This window comes from Chryseobacterium metallicongregator (assembly GCF_031324065.1).
Taxonomy (GTDB): Bacteria; Bacteroidota; Bacteroidia; order Flavobacteriales; family Weeksellaceae; genus Chryseobacterium; species Chryseobacterium metallicongregator.
Genome location: NZ_JAVIXS010000005.1, coordinates 161,396 through 167,720, shown reverse-complemented (window position 1 = coordinate 167,720; position 6,325 = coordinate 161,396). Strand labels below are relative to the sequence as shown.

6 protein-coding genes and 1 pseudogene are annotated in these 6,325 nt (G+C 34.4%); 5 read left to right on the top strand and 2 right to left on the bottom strand.

Annotated elements, in window-relative coordinates; all coding sequences use genetic code 11:
* Window positions 1-213: 213 nt before the first annotated feature.
* From REB14_RS24255 to REB14_RS08565, 3 genes and pseudogenes are all read left to right on the top strand, one after another.
* Window positions 214-882, top strand: a pseudogene (locus tag REB14_RS24255) (RHS repeat-associated core domain-containing protein); the annotation flags it as partial.
* An 837-nt stretch (window positions 883-1,719) separates the two neighbouring features.
* The gene (locus tag REB14_RS08570) at window positions 1,720-2,232 is read left to right on the top strand and encodes a hypothetical protein (protein WP_309521961.1); all 513 of its coding nucleotides are present in this window, start codon (window positions 1,720-1,722) and stop codon (window positions 2,230-2,232) included.
* A gap of 68 nt (window positions 2,233-2,300) precedes the next feature.
* Window positions 2,301-2,693, top strand: a complete 393-nt coding sequence (locus tag REB14_RS08565; protein WP_309521960.1) for a hypothetical protein — start codon at window positions 2,301-2,303, stop codon at window positions 2,691-2,693.
* A 213-nt stretch (window positions 2,694-2,906) separates the two neighbouring features.
* On the opposite strand, the gene REB14_RS08560 is transcribed toward REB14_RS08565, so the two are convergent.
* Window positions 2,907-3,311 (bottom strand): helix-turn-helix domain-containing protein, encoded by a 405-nt coding sequence (locus REB14_RS08560; RefSeq protein ID WP_309521959.1) that lies wholly within the window; start codon window positions 3,309-3,311, stop codon window positions 2,907-2,909.
* Between the two features lie 549 nt (window positions 3,312-3,860).
* On the opposite strand from REB14_RS08560, the gene REB14_RS08555 reads away from it, so the two are divergent.
* Both REB14_RS08555 and REB14_RS08550 read left to right on the top strand, forming a co-directional pair.
* Entirely contained in the window at window positions 3,861-5,150 is a 1,290-nt protein-coding gene (locus tag REB14_RS08555) for an RHS repeat-associated core domain-containing protein (protein ID WP_309521958.1), read from the top strand.
* A 9-nt stretch (window positions 5,151-5,159) separates the two neighbouring features.
* A complete protein-coding gene (locus tag REB14_RS08550) occupies window positions 5,160-5,621 on the top strand; it encodes a hypothetical protein (protein ID WP_062675458.1) in 462 nt (153 codons plus the stop codon).
* A 204-nt stretch (window positions 5,622-5,825) separates the two neighbouring features.
* Here the strand turns inward: REB14_RS08550 and REB14_RS08545 are convergent, their stop codons facing one another.
* Window positions 5,826-6,236: a helix-turn-helix domain-containing protein gene (locus REB14_RS08545; RefSeq protein WP_309521957.1), complete on the bottom strand. Its 411-nt coding sequence runs from the start codon at window positions 6,234-6,236 to the stop codon at window positions 5,826-5,828.
* Window positions 6,237-6,325 lie beyond the last annotated feature (89 nt).

Below are 6,325 nucleotides of genomic sequence, written 5' to 3'. Positions count from 1 at the left end.
CTCATAGAGTTTCTCTAACCATTATCCTAAGTGTCTATACCACCTTCATTAAGTGAGTAAAGGCACTTCAGAGCTGCCTTTAGCCACTTAATGAAGCCTCTCCGCCCGCTGGCACAAGGGTTTCGCTCATACTCGTGAGTAAAACAAAAAGCCACTGTTTTTGCAGTGGCTTTTATATGTATAACTGGTTAATAATTATATTTCTCCACCCAATATAATTATCTAAATTTACCGTAACAAATTACCCAAAACGCTAAAGTAACCCAATATACCTACAGAGCGGATGGTGTAAAGGTAAAGAAGCTCTTTGGAGATATAGAAACAGATTATCTGGACGGTTTTCAGTATAAATCTACCTTCCTCATAGAATCATGGAATGGAGAAGGATTTTTCCAGCCTGACCCTAATGAGATTCCGGTTTTGAAACTGAGAATTATTCCCACAGCAGAAGGATATTATGATGTACTGAATGAGCGCTATGTCTATAACTATACAGATCATCTCGGAAATGTGAGACTTAGCTATACAGACACCAATAAGGACGGGATCATCCAGCCAAGAAGATACAATGCTTCAATGTGTAGTGGTAAATTTTGTATTGATGACTGGAGACCGGGGGAAATTGTGGAAGTGAATAATTATTATCCTTTCGGGATGATGCATAATTATACCGCCACTACTCAGAATGCCTACCAGTACAAATACAATGGTAAGGAACTTCAGGAAACCGGAATGTATGATTATGGAGCAAGAATGTATATGCCTGACCTTGGAAGATGGGGTGTAATAGATCCGTTAGCAGAAACATCCAGAGGATGGAGTACCTATGCCTATGCCTATGCTTATAATAATCCTGTGATGTTTATAGACCCGGATGGAATGCAGAATGTGTCTGCATTACATTGGAAATTTGATAGGAACAGTACTATTCTTGGAAACAGTTGGTTTGATGATTCTTACGTAAGTTCAGGCTTTGGTAATAATTTCAAAACCATGTGGAATGGTGGTGATCATGGTGGTTCGGGAAGTAGACCCTTCGTACAGACACAGGCGTTTGCGGATCTGATGGATGCATTTTATAATGGAGGAACTGGCGGATTGGTTAATCAGAATGGTACTTTGAAATGGTGGACAGACTATGAAGATCCTGATTCTACTGTCACAGGAATAGGAGCATTTGGTATGTTGAAGCTAAAAGATTATAGTGATAATATAGACTTTGGCAAAACTACATCTAATACTACCTGGTGGGTAAATACTGCGATAGGTGTAGCTTCTACAGCAAATGTGCCAAGAACAGGTGTTTTTAAATATAATGACTTATGGCATCAAACTAAAACAAGAGGAACCTCATTCAGATGGCAAAATAGATGGAGTAACTCTGGCGCTAAATATTGGAGAGGACAACAGGTAAAAGGATTTCAGGGAGCAAGAAGTTTAGGAACAAAGCTGACAGCCGTTGGCGGTGCTTTACTGGTTGCTGATGTTGCAATGTCAGGTGAATTAAAAACATCACATTTGATAAATGGAGCAATGTTAACTATATCAATGTCAGGAGTAGGCTCTATTGTTGCCGGAGCATGGTTTGTAGCTGATATGGGAACAATGGGAGTAAATTATCTCATTAATGGTGAAGCTAAAGGTTTGGGAGATATGATTGACGAAGCAACTGGAGGTCCTTTAGTAGAAATGTATGATGGACTTTATTAAATTAAATTTATGATCAAAAGTAAAATACACCGTAATTGGTATTTGTGGTTCTTTTTTTTGGTATTCTGCGAATTTGGAATACTATTCGGCTTAATAAAAGCAATTATAAAAAAGACAAATAATATTCTTGAAAATAATGAATCATTTATTCCGATAATAATTCTGATTATAATCATTTTAGCATTACTGTTGGTAATTAAAGATTTTAAGTATGTAATTATAGATAAACAAAGAAATTTATTAAAATATTATTCTATATTAAGGCCTTTTGGAAGTACTTTAAAATTAGATGATTTTGATAACAAAATCAAAACATCAGAAACAAGTGTAAGAGGAGAATATGAAGTTGTTTATCTCGTTAAGAAAGGATATACTGCTTTTAAAATTAGTGGTCTCTTCTATGATAATTTAAAAGAAATGGACTCATATATAAAATTGAAAAGAATTTATAATTATAAATTTAATTTAAAATTGTATTTACAATTATTATTTACTGGTAAAATAAAAATTGAAGAAGAATAAGATATTCAAAACGTTTTGTAGATCAGAGTATTGATTTTAATACTCTGATTTTTAATATGAAAAACTTTATGAATAAAATTAAAAATGCGAATTTGTACGCTTACTATGAGTGTTATCTGCAAACACATATTTATTACAAAACACATAAAAATAAAAATTTTTATTCAATATTATCTTTAGGTTTTCCTTTATGGTTATTATTAGAATTTCCAATATTAATGATAGTAGATAAAACTATTGGGCTTCCTTCAAAAGTGTTCTTGTATCCACTAATAATAGGAATTGCCTATGGATATATTTTTGCAACTTCCAAGTTAATAGGTGATGATGATCTGACAGAAAAGATCAATACCTTTTATGCAAATAAAGATAATGTAAAAGAATCAAGAAAGATTGTATTACTTTTTGTATTGTTATGTATTATGTTTTGGATATTTGTAGTAAGATATGATTATTATTGATCCTTGATAATTTTAATAATGTTCCCCAGCTGCGCAAAATCACCTGACTTTGAGCCATTAATAAAATCAATTCTTTTCCAAAAAATGGCAAAGTCGGGAGACTTCGGAGAGCAGAATTCTTTTCCAAAATATTCCAAAGTAGGATAATAAAACAAAACCACTGCACAGCAGTGGTTTTTCGTTCTATTAAAAGTGTATGTTTTATAAACTCTCTTACTTATCAAGCAGCTTTTCCAGTCTGCTCATCATTTCATCCTTTTCCTTCAGCATACGCTCATACAACGCGATTTTTTCTTCGTGAAGCTGAACAATTTTATCAACAGGATTGATATTTTGGACTTCAATTCTATTATTAAACATTGCATTATCTGAAAAAGTACAAGAAATTAGATTCACAGCCTGCTCCTCATCAAAATTCTGAAAAGCTTCTACGGGAATTTTCAGTACTTCGGATATTTTTTCGAGTAGCTGGTTTTCGATGGTTTCTTTTTGTTCAAGTAAAGAGATCTTTTTTTGATTCCAGTCATCACCCAAGTCCAGAGCCAATGCTTCCTGCTTGATGCCCAGCATTTCTCTGAAACGTTTTACATTTCTTCCCTGATGTATTTTGTAGTCCATTCTTTAATCAATTTGTGAAGATTCAAAGATAATACATTCTGTAAAGTAAAGGTTAAAAAATGTCCGGTAAAATATTCCGGCCATATGTATTAAAGTGTCGGCAACTGGTTTATAAACGGTTTCCAGCCACTCATAGAGTTTCTCTAACCATTATCCTAAGTGTCTATACCACCTTCATTAAGTGAGTAAAGGTACTTCAGAGCTGCCTTTAGCCACTTAATGAAGCCTCTCCGCCCGCTGGCACAAGGGTTTCGCTCATATTCGTGAGTAAAACAAAAAGCCACTGTTTTTGCAGTGGCTTTTATATGTATAACTGGTTAATAATTATATTTCTCCACCCAATATAATTATCTAAATTTACCGCAACAAATTACCCAAAACGCTAAAGTAACCCAATATACCTACAGAGCGGATGGTGTAAAGGTAAAGAAGCTCTTTGGAGATATAGAAACAGATTACCTGGACGGACTTCAGTATAAATCTACCTTCCAAATAGAATCATGGAATGGAGAAGGAATTTTCCAGCCTGATCCGAATGAGATCCCGGTTTTGAAACTGAGAATTATTCCCACAGCAGAAGGATATTATGATGTACTGAATGAGCGCTATGTCTATAATTATACAGATCATCTCGGAAATATAAGACTTAGTTATACAGACACCAATAAGGATGGGATCATCCAGCCAAGAAGATACAATGCTTCTATGTGTAGTGGTAAATTTTGTATTGATGACTGGAAACCGGGGGAAATTGTAGAAGTGAATAACTATTATCCTTTCGGGATGATGCATAATTATACCGCCACTACTCAGAATGCCTACCAGTATAAATACAATGGTAAAGAACTTCAGGAAAGTGGAATGTATGATTATGGGGCAAGAATGTATATGCCGGACCTTGGAAGATGGGGCGTAATTGATCCTTTAGCAGAAACATCCAGAAGATGGAGTACCTATGCTTATGCTTATAATAATCCTGTGATGTTTATTGATCCGGATGGAAGGCAGAATGTATCTGCACTAAGTTGGAAATTTGATAGGAATAGCACTATCCTTGGAAATAGCTGGTTTGACGATTCTTACGTGAGTTCAGGTTTTGGAAACAATTTCAAAACGATGTGGAATGGTGGAGATCATGGAGGAGGTTCTGGTTATTATTTTAGTGGAAATGATGCAGCTAAAATGTTCAATTATTTTAAAAATGGAGGAACAATGTCTGGACTTAGCTTCGGTGATACTGAAGTGAGATGGTGGACAGGCACTCCAACTCAGAACGCCTATAGAATGGGTGATGATATCTATAGTGATTTAGATCTAGGAGTAAATCATAGAGCTAAGATTTCGAAGAATAGTGGTGCTGAAATCATGACACCTTCGAATTATTTACCTCCTCAGGAAGGTTTTGATTGGGGGCATGTAGGAAATACTATGACTGCCGGAGCAATTACATATTACGCTTTAGAAAAAAGTATTTACAGTAAGTATCATTGGGTAGATGCAAAAGGTATTATTAAATCTACTCAACTTTTAGAAAAGGGGGCTAATGGCAAATTCATAAGGGGAGTACAAGGTTTTAGAAACGGATATGCAGCTGCTGGAAAAGCAACTTCTGCGTATTCTATAGCAGGAAAAGTTGTAGGTGGTGTAGGAATGGCGGTAACTGTAGCTCAATGGGTGAGAGGAGACATTACTGGTATAGAAGCCGGTTTTGACTTGGCAATGGGAGCTATTGGTTTTACTCCTTGGGGAGCCCCTATAAGCCTTATCTATTTTGGTGGAAAATTTTTATATGAATATTCAACTGGCAGATCAGTATTCACAAAACCAGGAGAAAATTAAAGTTCAAACATGAAAGCATATTATTATTTATTATTCAGAATTTATAGATATTATAAAGATAAGCAGAATGAAAATGAATTTGAAGCATTATTTAGTGCTACAGCAGTTAGTACAACACTTATAAGTATTAATGTAATAACTTTAATAGGGTTGGTAGGTTTTTTTTATAATATACAATTAATTCCATCGACTAAATATATTGTACTTGGCATATTATTAACTGGCATTCTCAATCATCTTTTATTTGTTCGAGCTCAAAAATTTTTGAACTATAATTTTCAAAAAGATAAAAAAGGTGGTGTCTTAATAATAGCATACATTATTATTTCTGCGTCATTCACATTTATTGTGGGGAACTATAATAGAAAAAAAATATTTGAAGAGAGAAAGAAAAATTATCCCGCAGATCAGACTGGAAGACCACAGTCTTTACAAAGTGAAATAGAAAATTGGTTTAAAGAAAAAAAATAATTGTACTTGATTAGTTTTCGAAAAGGGAAATATTTTAAACATGTTGGCAATAAATTGGGAATGTTGGTTTTCAATACTCCAATTTTAAAACAGGAATAAATCCGCCCGCTGGATCGAGCGTCTCGCTCGTGTCCACAAATAAACAAAACCACTGCACAGCAGTGGTTTTTCGTTTTATTAAAAGTGTATTTTTTATAAGCTCTATTATTTATCAAGCAGCTTTTCCAGTCTGCTCATCATTTCATCCTTTTCCTTCAGCATACGCTCATACAACGCGATTTTTTCTTCGTGAAGTTTAAGGATAGTTTCTACTGGATTGAATATAGGATTAGTATTATGGGCATTGAATATTGAACCATTATCTAAAGAAAAAGTGTTCGCTATAATATTCACAGCTTGCTCCTCATCAAAATTCTGAAAAGCTTCTACAGGAATTTTCAGTACTTCGGATATTTTTTCAAGTAGCTGGTTTTCGATGGTTTCTTTTTGTTCAAGTAAAGAGATCTTTTTTTGATTCCAGTCATCACCCAAGTCCAGAGCCAATGCTTCCTGCTTGATGCCCAGCATTTCTCTGAAACGTTTTACATTTCTTCCCTGATGTATTTTGTAGTCCATTCTTTAATCAATTTGTGAAGACTCAAAGATAATACATTCTGTAAAGTAAAGGTTAAAAAATGTCCGGTAAAATATTCCGGCCATATGTA

What these genes read in the sequence shown, in the direction of transcription:
- REB14_RS08560 (WP_309521959.1), bottom strand. Translation starts at nt 3,311, where the DNA reads ATGGACTACAAAATACATCAGGGAAGAAATGTAAAACGTTTCAGAGAA.
- REB14_RS08545 (WP_309521957.1), bottom strand. Translation starts at nt 6,236, where the DNA reads ATGGACTACAAAATACATCAGGGAAGAAATGTAAAACGTTTCAGAGAA.
- REB14_RS08565 (WP_309521960.1), top strand. Translation starts at nt 2,301, where the DNA reads ATGAATAAAATTAAAAATGCGAATTTGTACGCTTACTATGAGTGTTAT.
- REB14_RS08570 (WP_309521961.1), top strand. Translation starts at nt 1,720, where the DNA reads ATGATCAAAAGTAAAATACACCGTAATTGGTATTTGTGGTTCTTTTTT.
- REB14_RS08550 (WP_062675458.1), top strand. Translation starts at nt 5,160, where the DNA reads ATGAAAGCATATTATTATTTATTATTCAGAATTTATAGATATTATAAA.